At 47.2% G+C, this 19,899-nt stretch carries 15 protein-coding genes and 1 pseudogene; all 16 read right to left on the reverse strand.

Annotated elements, in window-relative coordinates; all coding sequences use genetic code 11:
- Positions 1-46: 46 nt before the first annotated feature.
- Positions 47-307, reverse strand: coding sequence for a hypothetical protein (locus tag S7335_RS16155; protein ID WP_006456539.1), 261 nt, complete (start codon positions 305-307; stop codon positions 47-49).
- Between the two features lie 119 nt (positions 308-426).
- Entirely contained in the window at positions 427-2,712 is a 2,286-nt protein-coding gene (locus S7335_RS16160) for a heavy metal translocating P-type ATPase (protein ID WP_006455808.1), read from the reverse strand.
- Between the two features lie 1,290 nt (positions 2,713-4,002).
- Positions 4,003-5,991: a calcium-binding protein gene (locus S7335_RS16165; RefSeq protein ID WP_006454412.1), complete on the reverse strand. Its 1,989-nt coding sequence runs from the start codon at positions 5,989-5,991 to the stop codon at positions 4,003-4,005.
- 334 nt (positions 5,992-6,325) lie between these two features.
- Entirely contained in the window at positions 6,326-7,534 is a 1,209-nt protein-coding gene (locus S7335_RS16170) for a NupC/NupG family nucleoside CNT transporter (RefSeq protein WP_006456224.1), read from the reverse strand.
- A gap of 63 nt (positions 7,535-7,597) precedes the next feature.
- The gene (locus S7335_RS16175; RefSeq protein ID WP_006454201.1) at positions 7,598-8,647 is read right to left on the reverse strand and encodes a methyltransferase; all 1,050 of its coding nucleotides are present in this window, start codon (positions 8,645-8,647) and stop codon (positions 7,598-7,600) included.
- Between the two features lie 19 nt (positions 8,648-8,666).
- Positions 8,667-10,073 (reverse strand): hypothetical protein, encoded by a 1,407-nt coding sequence (locus S7335_RS16180; RefSeq protein WP_006456065.1) that lies wholly within the window; start codon positions 10,071-10,073, stop codon positions 8,667-8,669.
- A 54-nt stretch (positions 10,074-10,127) separates the two neighbouring features.
- The gene (locus S7335_RS16185; protein WP_006455008.1) at positions 10,128-11,072 is read right to left on the reverse strand and encodes an O-methyltransferase; all 945 of its coding nucleotides are present in this window, start codon (positions 11,070-11,072) and stop codon (positions 10,128-10,130) included.
- A 315-nt stretch (positions 11,073-11,387) separates the two neighbouring features.
- Positions 11,388-13,181 carry a sedoheptulose 7-phosphate cyclase gene (locus tag S7335_RS16190; protein ID WP_050766003.1) on the reverse strand — a complete coding sequence of 598 codons (1,794 nt, stop codon included), beginning with the start codon at positions 13,179-13,181 and terminating at the stop codon, positions 11,388-11,390.
- Positions 13,182-13,775: 594 nt separating this feature from the next.
- Complete coding sequence (locus S7335_RS16195) at positions 13,776-14,477, reverse strand: Na(+)/H(+) antiporter subunit B (RefSeq protein WP_006456958.1); 702 nt, start codon at positions 14,475-14,477, stop codon at positions 13,776-13,778.
- A gap of 59 nt (positions 14,478-14,536) precedes the next feature.
- Positions 14,537-14,725 (reverse strand): annotated as a pseudogene (locus tag S7335_RS28900) (hydrogenase subunit MbhD domain-containing protein); the annotation flags it as partial.
- 67 nt (positions 14,726-14,792) lie between these two features.
- A complete protein-coding gene (locus S7335_RS16205) occupies positions 14,793-15,116 on the reverse strand; it encodes a monovalent cation/H(+) antiporter subunit G (protein ID WP_006454609.1) in 324 nt (107 codons plus the stop codon).
- A gap of 7 nt (positions 15,117-15,123) precedes the next feature.
- Entirely contained in the window at positions 15,124-15,375 is a 252-nt protein-coding gene (locus S7335_RS16210) for a hypothetical protein (protein ID WP_006455666.1), read from the reverse strand.
- On the reverse strand, positions 15,372-15,809 hold the full coding sequence (locus tag S7335_RS16215) for a Na+/H+ antiporter subunit E (RefSeq protein ID WP_038016385.1): 438 nt from the start codon (positions 15,807-15,809) through the stop codon (positions 15,372-15,374). The genes S7335_RS16210 and S7335_RS16215 overlap by 4 nt, the downstream gene beginning before the upstream one ends.
- Entirely contained in the window at positions 15,806-17,293 is a 1,488-nt protein-coding gene (locus tag S7335_RS16220) for a cation:proton antiporter (protein WP_006456432.1), read from the reverse strand. Before S7335_RS16220 ends, S7335_RS16215 begins: the two co-directional genes overlap by 4 nt.
- Before the next feature lie 11 nt (positions 17,294-17,304).
- On the reverse strand, positions 17,305-17,649 hold the full coding sequence (locus S7335_RS16225; RefSeq protein ID WP_038016388.1) for a cation:proton antiporter subunit C: 345 nt from the start codon (positions 17,647-17,649) through the stop codon (positions 17,305-17,307).
- A 294-nt stretch (positions 17,650-17,943) separates the two neighbouring features.
- On the reverse strand, positions 17,944-19,269 hold the full coding sequence (locus S7335_RS16230; RefSeq protein ID WP_006456553.1) for a TldD/PmbA family protein: 1,326 nt from the start codon (positions 19,267-19,269) through the stop codon (positions 17,944-17,946).
- Between the last annotated feature and the right edge of the window lie 630 nt (positions 19,270-19,899).

Below are 19,899 nucleotides of genomic sequence, written 5' to 3' on the forward strand. Positions count from 1 at the left end.
AGACAGGCTGTCAGCAGCACGATAGCTTACTTTGCAGGAATGATTTTTATAGGCCGTTTTTGGATTGAACAGATTGATGTCCTTCTTCGGTTTTTTGATTTGTTTGGGCTTTGGTTCGGCTGCTTAGGAACCACCATAGCTCTATGGCGATCAATCCAAGTCCAGTAGCGGCAACCCCTACTTTCAAAGCGATGGGTTGATCGACCCGCTGAAATTTACTTTGGTCTGTTTCTATAGTATGAGCCATTGCTGTTGGAGAAACGCCTACTAGTCCACCTACCAGTACACTCACTATTGCGCCATGCATAAGAGCGCTTGAAAGTAGATTATCCCTAACCCATCTCCTAAATCGCCACTTTTTATCTGAGTAGATAGTCATAGAAGTTGTTTTCATCATAGTTAAGTCACCTGAATGAACACTTTTTTTCAGTACATCTCTGGTCGAAAGTTTCTGAGTCGAAGGGCGTTAGTGACTACAGAAAATGAGCTAAATGCCATTGCTGCTCCTGCAATCATAGGATTTAATAGCCAACCAAACACAGGATAGAGAATGCCTGCTGCAATTGGGATACCCGCTACGTTGTAGATAAAGGCAAAGAAAAGATTTTGACGGATGGTATTGATAGTGGCTTTGCTAAGTTGGATGGCAGTAACGATGCCTTGTAGGTCGCCAGAAATTAAAGTGATATCACTAGCTGCGATCGCGACATCTGTTCCTGTTCCGATCGCGATGCCAACATCGGCTTGGGCTAGGGCAGGCGCATCATTGATGCCGTCGCCGACCATCGCCACTTGCCTATTTTGTCTACTTTTGTAGGGTGATTTAGACTGCAGCTGCTTGATCCAATCTGCTTTTTGGTCAGGGCGAACTTCTGCGAAGACACGACGAATACCGACTGCTTTAGCGATCGCCTCTGCTGTTTGCTGATTATCTCCAGTTAGCATCACTACTTCCAAGCCCATCTTCTGAAGCGTATGGACCACTCGAGCAGATGTCTCTTTCAAAGCGTCTGAGATACCCATCAGTGCTTCTACCTTGCCATCAAGCGCGATCCAAGCCGTTGTTTTGGCAGCGCTTTCCCATGCCTGTCGTTGAGACTGGAGCACTTGGGTATCAATGCCTAATTCTCGCATCCAGCGATCGGTGCCAATCTGCACTAAACGGCCTTCAACAGTGGCCTGAACGCCTTTGCCAATGACAGCTTCAAAGTCTTGAACGTCATCAAGTGTGCTTTGCTGAATGCCCTGCGCTTTGGCATAGTTGACGACGGCTTCTGCTAAAGGATGCTCAGAATTTTTCTCGACGGCTGCGGCCATTTTTAACAGCCTAATCTCGTTACTATTTGCCGTACCACGAACGGTTAGGTAATCAGTGACGGTAGGTTTTCCCTCCGTCAGGGTTCCAGTCTTATCGACAACAATTGCTCGTAGCTTATGGGCACGTTCTAGGCTCTCGGCGTTCTTGATGAGGATGCCATTTTCTGCACCTTTACCAGTACCCACCATGATTGAGGTTGGTGTTGCCAGGCCCAAAGCGCACGGACAGGCGATGATTAGCACGCCTACCGCTGTCAGCAATGCTAATGTAATGTTCCCCATCAGGGTGAACCAGAGAATGAAAGTGAGCAGCGCGATCGCAATTACTACCGGAACGAACCATCCTGTTACTTGATCGGCTACCCTTTGGATGGGTGCTTTTGATCCTTGAGCTTCTTGAACAAGCTGGACGATCTGCGCCAGCATAGTATCAGAGCCTACCCGCGAAGCCCTAAACCTAAAGCTACCTGTCTTGTTTATTGTCGAACCGATGACTGTTTCGCCCTGCTCTTTCTTGACAGGCATTGGCTCTCCAGTCACCATCGACTCATCTACAGTAGATATACCTGCTATAACTACACCATCTACAGGAATCTTCTCACCAGGACGAACAACAACCACATCACCAACAATCACATCTTCTAGAGGAAGTTCAACTTCTTCGCCCTTCCTAATAATATGAGCTGTGTTTGCCTGTAAATCCATAAGCTGGCGAATGGCATCTGAAGTCTGACTTCTGGCTCTGTTTTCCAGGTAACGTCCTAGCAGCAATAGCGCAATAATCACAACTGCTGCTTCATAATACACATCTGGCGCTAGCCCCTTAGACACCAAGACGGTAGGAAACAGTGTGACAAAAAGAGAATAGATATAGGCAGCTCCAGTTCCTAGTGCCACCAGCGTATTCATATTGGCAGCTCGGCGCAGAAACGTTTTCCAAGCATTTGTATAAAATGACTGACCACACCAAAACAATACAGGTGTTGCTAGTACAAGCTGTAGCCAAGGATTATGTAAAAACATTGGCCAGTTAGGAATGCTAACACCTAACATCATTGGCAACATGCCTATAGTAAGGACTAATCCAACCATACCGCTGACAATTGTTTTGGTTAGTAGTTCTTTCTGATAGGCTTTCCTCTCTTCCTGTGCCTGAATATCTTCTTGTTTTACGCTTAAGTTGACTCTAGCACTCGCTTCGTAACCAGCTTCAGAGATAGCGGCCTGAATCTTTCTTATATTGGTGCTGCTCTCATCATATTCAACGCTGGCTTGCTCAGCTGCGAAATTTACCCGTATGCTGCTGATTCCTGCTACTTGAGCAATTACGGATTCGATATTACTTGCACAAGCGGCACAGCTCATGCCTTTGAGTTTTAAGGTGGCCTCTGTCATTGGTGATTTCTACTATATAGGTCTTTTTGTGTAAGTCTTAATGGATTAGCAAAGGAAAAGATAAAACAATTTACTCTAGTAAGTACGATACTTCTAACCAATCTGTTTTACGAATAGTGAGTAGCATAAACACTCTGCCCAAGTGCATAGTAAAACGGGATGGAATCGAAAAAGTCGAGGATTATCTAGGTATTAGTAACCAACTAACAGCTTGATTTAAAAGTAGTGGTTGCCTTTAAACCAAACGGGAATAATTATGCAAAAGTAGTTAAATGAACTATTGTAGAGATTCCCGCTTAGTGGCTTTCGTTTGACCAGTGAATGCTCGTCGATCACCGCTGATGACTTATCAACTATTGTTCCCATTAGCGACAACTTAGCTCTAATTAGATATCTCCTGGTAGTCAAGATAGTTGAGTTTGTAAATAAGAAACATATTCAAAAGTTTTCTATTAACGTTCAGGACTCCATACTCCCTATACTGTTCAAACTCACAATTTCTTCAACATCTTTCTGTAGAGTAGAAGAGTAATTCAACACCTCTGCGAATAATTAATAAGGAGAGTGATATGAGTATGATGCTTCAAGGCTATGCTTGTACGGAGTGGCAAAGACTCTGGGCACATTTTCATAGATGGTTACCTAATGTGAGTATCCATATATCTGCTCTATACCACAGAGGTAGCGGACGGTTTTAGCAGCGGATGGGTTGAATAGGGTACTTCACGCATTAGCCGTTTGGCCAGGGGCAAACGCTTAGGGCGTTAGCATATCGCGCAAACATAGAACGCTTGATCGTAGAGCAGTGGTATATGTGGTTAGTGAACATTCGTTAAGACTCTCTACGCTCAGGGTTGAGTCGCTGCCAAGATTTTATTTCCTCGCGACGATCACGACCTCATTGTTCTGCACGTCTATCACACAGCCCCTACTTGCTCTTTAGGTTGCGCCAGTCATCGGCTACTTGTCTAGAGAGACAGTTAGTTCGGGCGATCGCAGCAATGGCATAGGATTCTGAGGTAGCGTACTTAGCGTAACTGTCATAGCAAGACTTGAATATAGAAAGCAACAAAGTTGATATCTGCAAGCTTCGGTAGTGAGTAAGGCAGGGGTATGAGACTCCACATACAGACCTCCTCACCGTTCAGACCGTGAACCGGGAATGAATCTACTTGCCCAAGATGAGCGTTTCTAAGGGATGCCTACGGGATTAGAAGAGATTTCATAACCCGTAGCGCGTAGCCAGTTCCCTATTAGTTCCATGCCTGAACGGTAGTGATACGAAAGAGCCTAGACCTGTACGAACTGACTGTTGTTCAAGCTCATAGTGTTTACGCCCTTAACAACGGCGAGGATTTCAGCCGTATCAGTATGTATGATTTGGTTCCCGAAAAAGGAGAGGTCGCCGATGCCCAGTCCACTGGCTAAGCCAATCCGGTCTCGACCACTGAAGTCAACAATAATATCCCTGCCTTCGCCAACTCCCAGGACAAAGATGTCGTCACCTGCACCACCAAAGAGATTGTCATCACCCATACCGCCGATAAGCGTATCTTTACCCACCTCGCCTTTGATAATATCGTTGCCGTTGCCGCCGATAAGCGTATCTTTGCCGTTACCACCGAGTAGGGTATCGTTGCCGTTGCCGCCATAGAGGGTATCGAAGCCTTGCCCGCCGGTAAGCCAGTCGTTGCCATCGCCACCAATCAAGATGTCTGCATCTTTTCCGCCAAAGAGCGTGTCGTCACCTTCATCGCCATCGAGGAAGTCGTTGCCAGCTTTGCCATCGAGCGTGTCCTTACCCGTATCGCCGATGAGTACATCATTACCATCAGTGCCGGTAAGCGTCTCGGACTTAGCGGCGCCAAACACCACATAGTTCTCGCTTCCATAACCACCAATAACGATGTCATCGATGCCATCACCGTTGACGTCGCCCGCACCACTGACCACACGACCTTGATCAAGCACGAAGCCGTTGCTGCCATCTAAGCTAGACAGTTCGACGGTAGCGCTAAAGCCTGCATCGCTACCATACACGACGTAGCTCTCGCCTCCTCCGTTGACAATGATGTCATCGATACCATCGTCGTTAACATCACCTGCACCGCTTACCGAGAAACCAGACAAGTCAGCTGCACTAATACCATTGATAACAAAACCATTGCTGCCGTCCAGGCTAGAAAGGTCAAGAGTAGCACCGAAACCTGTACTGCTGCCGAACACGACGTAGCTCTCACCTGAATCATTGCCATTAGGGTTGGCACTAGGCGCACCAATAATGATGTCATCGATGCCATCGCCGTTGATATCGCCTGCACCGCTTACCGAGCGACCAGAACTGTCGCCTACATCGATACCATTGAGTTTGAAGCCGTTGCTGCCGTCCAAGCTAGAAAACGAAAGAGAAGAGGCAAAGCCGGCAGCGCGGCCAAACACAACGTAACTCTCGCCTGAACTGTTGCCATTAGAGTCGGCACTATACGCACCAATAATGATGTCATCGATACCATCGCCATTGACGTCGCCCGCATTGCTTACCGAGTGGCCCGATCTGTCGTTTTCATCGATGCCATCGAGTTTGAAGCCGTTGCTGCCGTCCAAGCTGACCGATAAGCCGGAAAAGTTGAGGTCAGAACCGAAGCCCACATCGCTGCTGCCAAACACGACGTAGCTCCTGCCTGAATTGTTGCCATTAGGGTTGGCATTAGGCGCACCAATAATGATGTCATCAATACCATCGCCATTGATGTCGCCCGCGCCGCTTACCGAACGTCCAAACCGGTCATAGTTCTCGTAGCCTTCCAGTTTAAAGCCAGTGCTATCATTCAAGCTAGATACCTCTATGGTCGCACCAAAACCTGTATCGCGGCCAAACACCACATAGCTCTCGCCGATATATCCAGAATATCCAGCCTCATACGCACCAATAATGATGTCATCGATACCATCGCCATTGATGTCACCCGCACCGCTTACCGAACTTCCAAAGAAGTCATATGCGTCGACGCCGTTGATGACGAAGCCGTTGCTGCCGTCTAGGCTAGAAAGGTCAAGAGCGGCAAAACCCGTGTTACTGCCAAACACGACGTAGCTTTTGCCTTCCTGCATGGGGTCGGCAGCATCGGCGCCAAGGATAATGTCATCGAAGCCGTCGCCGTTAATATCACCTGCATTGCTCACCCTACGTATGGAGTTAAAACTGGCATCGATGGCATTAATGACGAAGCCGTTGCTACCGTCGAGCGAACTTAAATCAAACTGTGCTGGAAAAGTCATTTTGCTGTCCTTCTATAGAGGCTTCACTGCAACAGCCTGTTTACGTAGGCCATTCGTCGCAGCTACTTTTGAACACCTCTATCTCATCCAATCGATGAGTGAGATCATGACTGAGTTTGTATGACTTATGACTGACTTCTTATACTTGATAAAAGACGATAGAAACAAGCATAGGTAAGAGATCACAGACGGCTAGAAATCTTCCCGAGTTCTTCTCGATTGCTTATTAAGCATCAACTCAGAGAACAACCGTATCGACTTGACACTCTTTTTCCTTTCTCAGCCTTACAAAAGGGGCAGCGTGTAGATCTAAGCTTGAATCACTACAGTCCCCTCACAGCAATATTCCAGCGATACAAGCAGTGGTAAAACAGGCGAGCGTCCCTGCGACCATTGCCCTAATACTAATCTTAGCCAGATCTGATTGCCGTTTAGGAGCAATACCACCAATGCCACCAATCTGAATGCCAATTGAGCCGACGTTCGCAAAGCCACACAGCGCATAGGTAGCAATCACAATCGATCGCTCCGAAATAGCATTCTCTTCTATCAAGGCTTGCAAATCGAGATAGGCAATAAATTCATTGAGAATTGTCTTCTTTCCTAGCAGCGTACCCACCGCGCTACAGTCGGCCCATTGAACACCCATTAGCCAAGCAATCGGCGCTAGCAATACCGCCAAGATAGATTCTAAAGAAAGTTCTGGATAGCCAACTAGTCCACCAAAAAAGCCGATCAAAGCATTCGCAGCCGCCAATATGCCAAGAAAAGCAATGATGATAGCACCGACATTTAGGGCTAAGCGCAGTCCGTCTAAAGTACCGGTGGTCAGTGCATCAATGCCATTGACGCTCGTCTTTTCAACAATCAGTTTGACATTTCCTTTGGTAGGAGAGTCTTCGGTCTCTGGAAACATAATTTTGGAAATGGCCAGCGCTGCTGGAGCCGACATCACTGAGGCCGCGATCAAATGCTCAGCAGGAATACCAAAAGAGACATACGCTGCCAAAACGCCCCCGGCAATCGTAGCAAAGCCGCCAGTCATCACCGCATGCAGCTCAGACATAGTCATGCTAGAAACGTAGGGTTTGATCAGTAGCGGCGCTTCGGTTTGACCCACAAAGATATTGCCAGCGACAGAGAGGGTTTCAGAGCCTGAGGTTTTCATGGTGCGAACCATCAGGCGGGCGATCGCATTCACCACAAACTGCAAAATTCCATAGTGATACAGCATACTGATGAAGGCAGAGAAAAAGACAATCGTCGGCAGCACCTTAAATGCAAAGAAAAAGTCTTCAAAATTTTCACCGAAAACAAAAGAAGCACCTGCGTCTGAGTAGTCTAGAAAAGCGCTAACGATATTTCCCAACCATTGAAAGACGGCTAACCCTACCGCCGTTCTCAAGATAATCAGCGCAAAAAATATCTGGAGCGCAAATCCCCACAGTACCGGTCGCCAGCGTACCGCCTGACGGTTGACAGACACCAAATAAGCAAATCCAACGAATACACCTAGCCCTAATAGTCCAACCAGTCGTTCCATAGGCCCACTCCAAACCAGTAGATATCGCAAATACTACCAGGCATAAGTGTTCCATACTGAAAGCTACGCCACACTAAATTCCATTCCTGAAAGACTATTCGAGGTTCTGATAGTTCTTTCGAGCTTGAAGCCACTTTCTTCAAACAATGTTTGAAACTGCTTTTTCGTACGCCAGCCACCACCTGGCGTAGCAACATTGATTTGTACAGCAAAGATACCTGGCATAATCCCATCGGCTTCTATCTTTGGTTCGTCAATATCTGGAACAAAAGACTGTAGTAGAATTAGCCGGCCATCGGCTGGTAGCGCTACTTTGCAATTAGCCAGAATTTTCTTCGCGTCCACATCACTCCACGCGGAGATAAAGTGTTTCATGACAATGGCATCTGCCCCCTGCGGTATTGACTCAAAGACATTCCCAGTCTTAATTTCAATTACGTCTGGATCGACCCCTCGTTTAGCAATGTAGTCTTTAGCCGTATGGGCAACATCTGGTAAGTCAAAGAGAATACCCTTGCAGCCGTAGCGCTTGACGATACTGGCAATTAGCCCGCCCTGTCCGCCGCCTACATCCATCACACACTTATACTGACCAAAATCATAAGCCTCTAATAGCCCCTCTACCTGAGAGTCTGTTAGAAAGCTCATTGCCTTGATAAAAGTATCCTTGCTCCATTCGTTTTCATAGCAGTAGGGATAGACGCCTTTACCATTAGCAAGTTCAAAGGGAACAACACCTTTCTCTAGCGCCTCAGGCAGAACTTTCCAAGCATCCCACTGTGCAGGTTCGATTAGGTGCATAGCCAGGTGACCAGCAGAAGGCGCTTTGTTCGTCACAAGCAGGCTAGAAGCCTCTGTCGGGGCAAAAATCCTACCCGGCTTTTCTTCGAGAATGTCTACGTGCGCAAGCCCCCTAAGAATGAAATACAGCCTATCGGCGTCAGTGTTCGTTTGCTCAGCTAGCGAGTCTACAGATTGTTCTCCACTATCGTCTAGCAGATCAAAAATGCCTAAGCGAGCAGAAACGTAGAGGCACTGGCTTTTAACAAAGGCGAGCATAAGATCAAAGACTTTCTGCTTGGCTTCGCTGTTGGGATTTTGGATAGTTGTCATTGTTTTTGTAGTGGGGAGTTTAGTCGCCGCCAAGTTCGACAAGTTTGCCAATGTTAAAATCGATTTTGACCCAGCCTTTGAGCCGACGCAGGTTATCGAGTAAAAGCAAAGGAATTTGCCAGTTGTGCAGCATTAAAAAAGGCAGCGGGTCGTCAGGGCTAAGGACAGCATCGGTTCCAACGGTGACTTTGTTCCACCAGGTACTAAAGTCATTGACAGAACGAATACTGAGTAACCTCCAAAGCTCGTGGTAAGTCCAGTAGGTTGGCTGGCTATTAGGTAGTGGTGTGATAGGTGGCTCGTTAGGTTCACTGTCGGTGAGATAAGCTCTAGCGACGCCAGGGTGATCGTGGAACATGGTAATGGCCGAATGCAGGCGAGGGTTACACTCGATGGGGTAGACCTGAGCGTTTTCAGTTTGAACCAGGTCAAAACAGATTTGACCTGTGAGGTTCATTTCTCGAATGAAGGTCTCTACCCATCGATAGAGCGCAGGATTATCAACCTGTTCGTAATTGATCTGAAATGGAGAAGATTTTGAGCAGCAGTGGAGTCTGATCTTCCCTTTACGAGCAGTGGCGTGAAAGCAGTATTCTTGACCGCGAATGAATTCTTGCATCACCCAAGGTTTATCTTCGCTGATAGGAAGCGATCGCACATAATCCTCCATGCCTTCAAACGGCAATTTAGTCAGATCTAGCCTCAGCACCGAATCGTAGGGAATGCTCTTGATAATGTACTGACGGCCATCACTTTCAAAATCAAACGCTAGGATCTGCTGCGGATCGGTGATCCGAAAGACTTTAGGCGCAGACAGACCCAGTGTCGCAGCTTTGCTACAAAAGGCGTGCTTGTCATCCAAAAGCGCAGTTTCTTCCGGATCTAGATGAAGAGACTCGCAGTAGGGCGAGAGCGCTACTTTGGCAAGAGAATCATAATAGCTAGCAACCGGACTAGAAACAGGAATAAACAGATCGATATCGTGGTCTCTTGCAATTTCTACGAGCGCCTGACAATAGCCAGTACTGTCTTTCTCTGGAGCAGGGACCGTGAAAAATTGCTTAACAGATCTAGAGAACCGATGTCCGCTCAGCCAGTACTTATGGGTTTCGACCAAATATACTTCATGGCCATCGCGATGAAAAGAGCGAGCGAGCTGCAGCGCTTTCGTCATTTTCGCACCCGTAATGAGGATTCTCTTGCTTTCGAGCACCGTTTGGGTATTTTCGTTAGGCAGTTTCAACTGCCGCTTTGAACCTACTTTCTCGTAAAGAGCATTTACTGCAATAGATGAGAGAATCAGGCTGACGTTTAGCGGCAGTAAGAGCAGCAGCAAGCACAGCGTGCCTACATTTTTGAAGAATACTAGCAAGAAGTTGGTGAGAAGATTAGCGCTAGGCTGTGGTGGGGCTAGAACCTGTGACATATGATTTTTGTTGCTGTGTTTTAGCTTGCTGGCTCTGGCTTACTCTGCTCTTGGCTATACAGGCCTATCAGAACGCCGCTTGATCAAGGTGAAGCCATCTCGAATAGGTAGCATCACCTGTTCTATTCGGTCGTCTTCAGTAAGGAATTGATTAAACTGGGTAATCGCTTCTCCATTAGCGGTTCGACTAGTCTTATCAAGGTAAGGCTGACCTTGCATTAACGTATTGTCTATGCAGATAAATCCATCAGGTGTCAGTAGCGAAGACTCCAGCAGAAGATTGACATAGTCGATGTAGCCACCCTTGTCTGCGTCGATAAAGGCTATGTCAAAAGATTCGCCCGCTGTGGCCAATTCACGCAGCGTTTCTGCAGCAGGAGCAACTTTTACCTGAATTTTATCGCCGTGCGAGGAGGCCTCAAAACATCGCTGGGCAAACTTTGCAGCGTAGGCGTCCACTTCACAGGCAATCAACAAACCGTCTTCGGGCAGGGCCTCTGCGATCGCCAACGCGGAATATCCGGTAAACATACCAATCTCTAGCACTCGCTTAGATTGGCTGATCGCCACTAACATCTTCAAGAACTGTCCTTCAATATGACCTGAGAGCATCTCTTGCTCTAGTTCTTTGACCGTCGCACCACTATCAAAGTGTTTACTCCAGTCTTCCTGCTGTGTGGCTTTGGCTAGCTGTGCTAGGGCAGGAGACTCAGCCGTCGTACAAGCTTCTAGATAAGGATCAAGACCAGCGGCTAGACGAGTCGTCTGTGATAGATCTGCTTTAAATTGAGCAGTAACGGACTCGGTTTCAGCAGCCGATTGAAGCCGTTCTAGTTGCTCTACGAGTATGCCGTGCGGAGTAACCGGCCGGGCTACTGGCCAGGCTGTCTCCTTAGGAGATGTAGGTCTAATTGTCATAAGTCGATCGATTAAATTGAGCCAGTAAGTTGAACCAGTGAGCTGGGCTAGTCCAATCGGAGCAGTTTTCCTCTGTAGCATCAGCTACTTTGCCCCATACATTAATTTTTAGGGAGAAACCTTTGGTATGAAAGTGGTATAAAAGTGATATAAAAGCGCAGAGTGTTTGGCAAGGATGCGTGAGCACAGACGTGTCTTTGGGCCAAGTATCCGACGCTAGCCATACACGCTCTAAGCACATTTTCTGCATAAACGTTCTTCATGAACGTCCTCACTCGGTTACGAGCTACCTCTTCTGCTAGGATAGATTTCTACAGATGCAGTCTCTAGCGCCTCTAGGTAGAGAGATACCCAAAGAGACGGCACGAATTTTAGTCTCTAAGTCTCAAATGAGAACTACGCTATCGATAGCGCCCCTAGAGAGCTTTCTTCCTCTAGTAGTAAGGGCGAGGAGAGCGGTTGACCAACCGTAGAAGGATCTTCTAGCCCCACATCGCTACAGTGGGGTTCAACTCCCCAACCGCCTCTGGGGTAGCTAGCGCAAATGTCGGTATAGTCATCAATGGCCTGGAACAAATCCGCTTTGCTCAACTCGTTCAAATAGCCACACTGACCTATCTCACCCTTAGGTAAGGGCGCCACCAAGTTCTGACCTCGTTTTTGATAGATCTTCTGCTGCGAAGCCCACAACGTCTCTTTGTTATTAAGAACGTCATGCCACAAGCTCAGACCAAATGAGCTAATCAAAGTCATAATTCGATGGAATTCAGCTTCACTAATCCAGTTCATACGACAGCTAAGATACGCGCCGAATCCCATACCAATGGCAACTGCATGACCGTGTAACAAGCCCGCCTCAATCTCAAATCCAGGAGACCAGGTATGGCCGTAGGCATGAGGACGGCATTGATGTGTTTCGTACAGGTTGTTGTATTCGGCGGCAACGTAGCTCCGAATAGCGCCACCTAAAATCTTCTGTGAAAGTGCGTTGATACTCTGATCATCTTGAGTACCCGTAGTCCCAAACCGAGTAGAGATAAGTCTGGGTCCAGCCACTTCTAAAGCTTCGAACAGTTCGATGTCTTTAATGACAGCCATTTTGATAATCTCAATGATGCCATGACGCAGCCAGCCCTCTCTAAGCGTGCTAAAGAAGAAGCGGTCGGTGATAGAAAGAATAGGGGGATGATAGGCACCAAAGAGATTTTTGTAGCCAAAACCGTCGCAACATGTCCGAGGCGATGGTCCTGCGTCAACTCCAGCCACAATAGAGGTAGAAAGCATTACATATGGAGTATTGCGATGATAAAGCGCGCAGGCTAGCCCACCTGTATCAGCTAGAACGCCACCGCCTACAAGCAAGACAGGTTCGTTACGAGAGACTCCTAATTGCTTAAACTCTCCCAGCATCTTCTCTACGGTATAGATGCCTTTGTCTACTTCCATAGCTCTATGCACCCGTTTATGTAGCGGAATATTGTGATGCGCGAAGTAGTACTCTAGTCTTTCGCCATAATACTGTTCTACGTTTTGATCAATCAGACAAACGCAGCGTCCATGTGCAATGTAAACATCTCTTAGAAGCAGGTTGTCAACATTTAGTGTGTTGTCGACGATTCTGACAGTGGTAAATGTACGGGTACTTACCACCGCTTCTACCGTTTGATCATCTGCGGTGCTTTCAACAAAACCAGCACTCTCTCTAAAACAAGATGTAGGATAGATAGCGTGTGGATTCGACTCAGTCAACTGCCCTACGAGATCTGTATAGAAGTCTTTTCGCTCCCCTTGCAAAAGATAGCTCAGCACTTTCACATCATTTAGATCAGACTGAAGCACCCGATTGGCAAGCGCATACCACTGCTCTCCTGTCGCTGAATCAAAAGCAGAGAACAGCTCAGCTAGCGTAATAAAAAACTGACCTAATGAAAAGTTAAGGCAGCTTCTTAAGCTGCGGCAGGCAGATATTCCGGCGATCGCTTCCACGGCAGCAAACTCTTCTCCCAGGTTCGCAGAGAAAGCTGGGCTGTTTATTAGCGTCAAGATTAGATTGTTGAACGCTTCCGTAGAGAAGAGTGATCTAAGATCGTTCTCTAAGCTAGAAGTAGTAGCTAGTGGCTTGGCTTTTTGATGGGCTATAAAAGCCTGAAATACAGAAGCGACGGGCATAGGAGCAATAGAAGTGGTCATATCTGAGCTAGATAGCGACTGATGCACAAACGACGAGAGAACTACCCCTAAAGACAAGCAAATTCAATTAAAGATGACAAGAACTTGATACATTCCTCCTCAACCAGCGTCTTAGAATTAAGTCTGCCAGCACGATGACTGGCGCACATACAAAATAATTCAGTGCAGGTAAGCTTAGAAGCTCATTTTCAAAGAAGTTATCTCGAAGCTTGGTTGAATCCTCAATCAAATTAAGCTGATCTACTTAGATCGTTCTAGTAGTTAATCTTTTTCTTTAAACGTTTAGTTATTCTGTTGTTAAAGCAGTTGTACGGACTGCATTTAAGATAGCACGGTATTAAATTAGGTGGTCTAATCTAGAGAAATAATCTAGTGAAAATTCACTGTTCTCAATCTCCATAACTACGTTTTAGAGTCAATGTATCTTTAGGCAGAAAATTGCTAGACCTAAGTGGAAAAGAGCGTTTGACGGTTTCATTTGTTACAGCCATCACAAAAGCTTCTGTCACGAAGACTCTTCTGAAGAGATCTCTGGTTAGTGGAAGGGCTTTGTTCGATTGCTCGGGGATAGATTAGCTGTCTAAAGACTCACACTCACAGTAACCCTCTATAGCGAATAAACAACAGCACAGCAGACCAGCTGCCCAAGGCAACCTTAACAGCAACCAGGATATTCAATACAGGAATCCAACCGCCATATAGTAGCGTGCCTTTTGGTACCAAGTCTGGCGCCATTACCCCAGATAAGGACAGCGCTGAAAATACGATAAAAATCAGAACAGAAACTTTCTCTAAAGTCGATGCTCGCCAGCGCTGATATAGTGTTTCCATCAGCTTCGCATCAGAAACAATCACCACTAGGCCAATCGCTGTGCCTCCCGCTACACCCGCCGCAAATCCACCGCCTGGACTAAGGTGACCTCGAATGGCCAGCTCGACTGCAATCAACGCCGCAATCGTAGCGCCTAGTTTGGCTAATACAATTGACGGGTAGTCGGTGAATTGACGAATGTTACTAGCTGGCTGCTCATCAGAGAGCAAAAATCGGACGCCCATAATCGCCAGTGTAAAAACAACGACCTCGAAGATGGTGTCGTATAGCCGATTTCTAAAGATAATCCCAGAAACCGTGTTCGGAACTTCGCTTTCCTGAGCGATAGCATCAACAATTGAGACTCCAAGTGTCCCCCCAGGATCTACTGCAGTACCCATTAGCGTTACCGAAGGCAGAAAACTAGGAGAGATTAGAATCTCTATAAATAAGATGACTCCCGCAGCGAGATAGAGGTTTCTCATGATGATTCCTCCATGGTCTTGCTTGAAAGTGGTTGACTCGATTCTTGTTCTGACTTTCGAGAGGAGAAGATAGCTACGATATAGAGCGTCATCGACAGCATCGTACCGACTAGAGCCTCGGTTAGGGCTACGTCGGCGGCGCCGAACAGAGCATAGACCAGCGCGGCGATCGCACCCAAAATTCCTCTGAGTATCAGCGCCTGATAAGGGCTCGTCTGGAACACCAGCAAACCACTTACCATCGGCATTAATGCCACAATTACCAGCAGGTAGCTCTGGTCTATTAGGCTCTCTGAGAAACTCCCAAAAAGATACTCAAGCATCTAGGCCTCCTATTGTAGAATTGCCTTTCGAATTAACTGTAGGGCCAGCCGCACCGCAAACTGTACAAGAGTAAGCAAGCACGTAGCCCAAAACCGTATTCCAAACACAAAGAGAAATCAGAGCAAGCACTAACAAAGGCCATTCTCTAGGAATTCGAAACAACAGTCCGACGACAATGGCCATCGATCCTAGCGTGTCGGAAACTGAAAGCGCATGCAGCTTAAACAAAATACCGCGGTTACCCAGCAGCGGCCAGCTACCCCACACCCAGAACACAGTCCCTACACCCATACAAAACAAACTTAGAGAATTCATAATTGTTTCAGTCACTCTCTACTAGCCTCAACGCTTGCGACAGTAGCATCACCGCCGCATTTCCCATGCTCAGAATTAACACACCAGCTAGCCCAATCATCCAATCATCTCTTAGCACTGAAATTATCAGCACAATTAAAGAAGTCTTCGTAGAGATGCTGGCAAACGCTAGCATTCGCTCCCAGACGCCCTCATCGCGACAGGCGCTTGCGATAGGAATCAACAACGCCAAAATCATCACAATCAACAATCCATTCATAGCTGCTCCTGTTTGCTGCGTCTGTTCTGACGAGGAGGTTCTACATAGTGAACCTCATAAAAATTGTTCTCATCATGTCGGATAACAATTGTTTTGGGCGTGTAAGTAATCAAAAACACGTCTAAAAAAACCAAAGCAGGCGGCCTTCTAGGCTTAGATCTAATGGGCCCAACTGTCTCATGTGAATGAGGTCGAAAAATCATCTCTACCGCTTCTATATACGCGGTTGGAATGGCAATAATTAGTTTGCGGCCTACGCTTAACCACTCTCTTAAGGAATCAGAGCGCGGCCTTGAAGCATCTGATGACCTCACTCTTTGATGCGGGAGCAGCGCGGCGAGCGCTATGCCAATGATTACATTAGTTGGGCCTGTATCTGCTGTTAGCAGCAGCCAGAGTGTCAGCTTGAAAATAAAGCCAAAGAGCCTATTCATATCGAACCCTTCCTCGAGATACCCCACAGAAATATGACTAGTACTAGGCTCATAGCCCCTACTAGATGCTCAAACCGTTCGGGCGCTTTAGGCAAAGCTGTTTTAACTCTTTTGAATATCAGCAGATAGGCCAGCCAGCCAGCCGCAATCGTCCCTAGCGATTGGACTATCTTCTGAACGTTGTAGGCTTCTAATGTCAGCCCGCTAACAGCTACTAGCCCCACCGTCAGCAGCACTATAGCTGCCCAAAACCAACTATCCGTTCTACCCTTCGAAGATTTAGCTGCTATAGAAAGATCGCTTGCAACCAAGGATTCGCTGGCTTCAGAGCTAGTTACAAACGGCAGGAATATGAACTTTGCAAAAGCGATCGCGCTACCAACAGCTGTGATGCTAAGTATCCACAGCGGCCAGCCGCTTAAGGCCTCAAGCGTCAGTGCCTTTGCTCCATAGCCTGCTAGTAGCGGAAAACCTGAGATCGAAAGGGAGGCGATCGCAAGCCCAGCCCACAGCTCTCGCTTTAGCGGCGATTGCTGTAGCACCTCAAACTGACGGCTCGGCAAGTTACCAGCAATCAAAAAAAGCATTGCCTTAGCAAGGCCGTGGCTCAGCGCGTATAGGCCAGCGACGACTGGGGCAACCAGGACAAATCCCATCTGTGAGATTGTGCTCCACGCTAGCAGCCGCTTAGTGTCTTTCTCCAAAATGGCGCAGCTAGTTCCCAATACAGCCGTCGCCACCCCAAAAAATTGAACAATAGGTGAGATTTCTTCAACGAGCAATGCGCAGCGCACTAGGGGAAATGCGCCCGTTTTAATCACTGCGCCAGATAGCAAGGCAGAAACAGGCGTGTCGGATTGTGAATGAGTTAGTGGGAGCCACAGACCAGAGACAAAGATACCGCCTTTGGTCAACAGTCCGACAAAGATTAGCGCGATCGCCTCTTTTGGTGCGGTGGCTAACCCAGTAAAGGCAAAAGACTGATTGGCTTGATAGACCAGTACGGCTCCTAGCAGATAAAACAGCATTGCTGTATTACTGATCAGCAGATAGCGCAGTCCGATCCAAAGCGCCCGGTCCGTTCGTGGATAGACCATCAGCAAAAAAGCCGACACCCCAATTACTTCTAGCCCCACATACAGACTCATGAAGTCCGCACAGACAAAAATGGCATTCACACTACCATGCAAGATTAGGATCTGCGTATAGAAAAAAGCACCCTTCTCAGTTGGCCAGCAATAGAGCACGACGGCCATCATCACTAGCGCATTTAGCAGCACAAAATACCCACTCATCTGGTTGACCAGCAACGTGACGCCGAAGCTGTCTACTAGCTGCATTGTTAGTGGCGAAGGCAAAGAAACCTGAAAAAGCCCTACGCAGATAGAAACGAGCATTACCGTAAAGGCCGAAGCTCGGTCTAGCTGAGGTAGTAGATAAACCGCAAACCCTACAAATAATGGAATCGCCAGCCAAGCAATCATCCCGGTCTCTATCACCCAACTGACTCCTCTATCTCATCACAGTTTAGAGAAGGGTAGTGGTTTGAGAGCTTCATTACCCCTACTAGCATCAGCGCTTGGATCGACAGACCAATCACAATTGCTGTCAAGATTACTGCTTGAGGAACGGGGTCTGCATAGGCAACAGCCTGTGGCGACTCATCTGAGAGAATAGGAGTAAACACACCCGTACGCGCCGCAACCAAGACATAAAACGAGATGACGCCTGTGCTCATCACGTCCATCGATAGCACCTTCATCAGCAGATTTTTCTTGAGTAAAATACCAAAAAATCCAAATAATACGGTGGTGAACACGCACGCTTCTAAAAAGATCATATTGCCCCCTTGAGTTCGTAGCTCATACTTCTCAACACATACTTGATAGTCTATAGATTATGAAAGGTTCATAGCTATTAGTCAATGGTAGATAATGTTTCATTGACTAAACTCTATCTTTAGCTTTTAGGATGTGGTCTATAGACTGTAGTTCATAGCAGATAAACGGCTAGAAATGAATCAAATGACTTGCAGACCAGCTCGTTTCTTCTCTTACGTTAGTTCGTGTACTTTTCTAACTATGGACCTTTATGTGGTCGAATCGAGGAGCAACACAAGAGCTAATCACCACGCTTAGCCTGTCACAAAAAGACCATCTACTACTACCGAGGGCGTATAGGTAGAACCGCTCCATTCAGCATCACTCCCTAAAGCAATTAGGTTCTTTAAGGCGACGTAGGCATTGCCAGAAACCATAGTGTCTTTCACACGGCCAATTATCTCCCCGGCACTGACTCGATAGCCTAAGTCTAAGTTGACTGAAAGGTTGCCGGCAATATCGCCGCCCTCTCCCATGATCTGATCGACGATAATTGCCTCAGTCGGTTGGGCAATCAGCTCGTTCCACGATAAGTCGCTAGTAGTTACCAACAGATTAATCAGTCCTGGCGTAGGATATCCGCCTAATCCAGGTCGGATGCCATTGCCACTCGATCCATCGATACTAGGAATATCAGTCCTCAGCCCAGTTGCTAAGTCTGTATACCAGTTTTTGACTACGCCTTTATCTACAAATTCAATTGGCTGAGTCAATACTCCCTCATCATCAAAAGGACAGCTATAAGGCCCTATCTGAGGATCTTGGCGCAGTGTGATCGCTGGCGAGATAACACAATCGCCCCACCTATTTCCCCAAGGCGAGGTACCTTCTACTACGTTCTTTCCATTAAGCGCCGATCGCAATGTGCCCCAGAGCAGACCTGCTGCTCTTGTCGTAAAAATTACGGGTATCTGAGCGCTTCTAGAAGCTACCGTCTGCTGCGCCCAGGCCATTCTCTCTACAATGCTATTAGCAGCCCTGATCACGTCAATGCGATCGCGTCCAATCACCCCGTCGCCTACACTCAAAAAATCATCTTGGCCAATCAGATCAGCATTAAGATAGCCGCCTAATGTCGTATCCTGATGGCGATAATCTAGACCCTTAGAATTAATCAGCCGAGTCGTTTCCACATTACAAGAGAGTTCTGCTTCGCAGACAGCGTCTGGAAAGTGCTCTTTTATATGGGCGATCGCCGCCTGGCCTTGCTCAATTAGCTGCTCTACTGGCACTGAATGCCCAATCGCACCAAAGTCTAGTTGCTGACCACTTGCTAGCCGGGGAGTTTCAGACTGGTTCAACTGACTCACCGCTAGTGCCTTTTCGATGAGTACGTTGGGTTCAACGGGGCCATAGCCTACTGCAACACCGGGCCTGCCCTCTTTCCATAGCCGTAAGGAAACGCCCTCAGCCTGCGTTGTCTCAACTTGCTTCAGCCGATTGGCTTCAAAGATAGCAGGCCGATCAAACGAGCTAGACTGATAGACCTCTGCTGCCTGCGCACCCGCTGCGATCGCCCTATCTAAAAGCTGCTCTGGCAAATCAGCGACAAAATCATTCTCCTTTACTGTCTTGGCCATGTCCTTCACTACGTTCAGAAGTTTAAAGTGTATCTAAACGAGTGACGAACTAGCTTCAAAGAATAGCAATATCTACAAGGCATTGTCACATTAAGCCTGATTAGCCGGCTCTAGGTTAGATTTGTTGAATGAACATCATCAGCCCAGCTTGTGCGATCACACTCAACCTTGTCAATGAGCGTCAACCTTCTAGCCGCTAACACGTCGTTCTTTTCTGTATTTTGAAACGGCCTGATCGGACTGAAGAGCATCGCTTCCTCGATGTCGCGGAAGCTGAGTGAAAACGTCTAATACAAATAGGCAAGTGGTGAATAGCTCTACCGAAGGATCTCAGATTTTTCCAAGAGCTTGATAGAAGATGATGTGGCGGTCAAGGCAAACGTCATTCTAGAAGTCAGCAACTGACAAGTAGAAGCTTAGAACATTTGATCGAAGAGACATAAACAACAGATATTTGGTCGCGCTGAGCTGAACTGTCGTCTGCTGTCGAAGGGGCGTGCGTGAGGGTGTTCTAAAGCTTCTACAAGTAGTGATAAAAAGAGGCGCGAAGAATCCTCTAGAGTTTCACTTTGGAGCGGTGCCCTTGCGTTGGAAAAAATGGGTCACACTTAACGATGAGCAAAGTCATAG

Source organism: Synechococcus sp. PCC 7335 (genome assembly GCF_000155595.1).
Lineage (GTDB): Bacteria > Cyanobacteriota > Cyanobacteriia > Phormidesmidales > Phormidesmidaceae > Phormidesmis.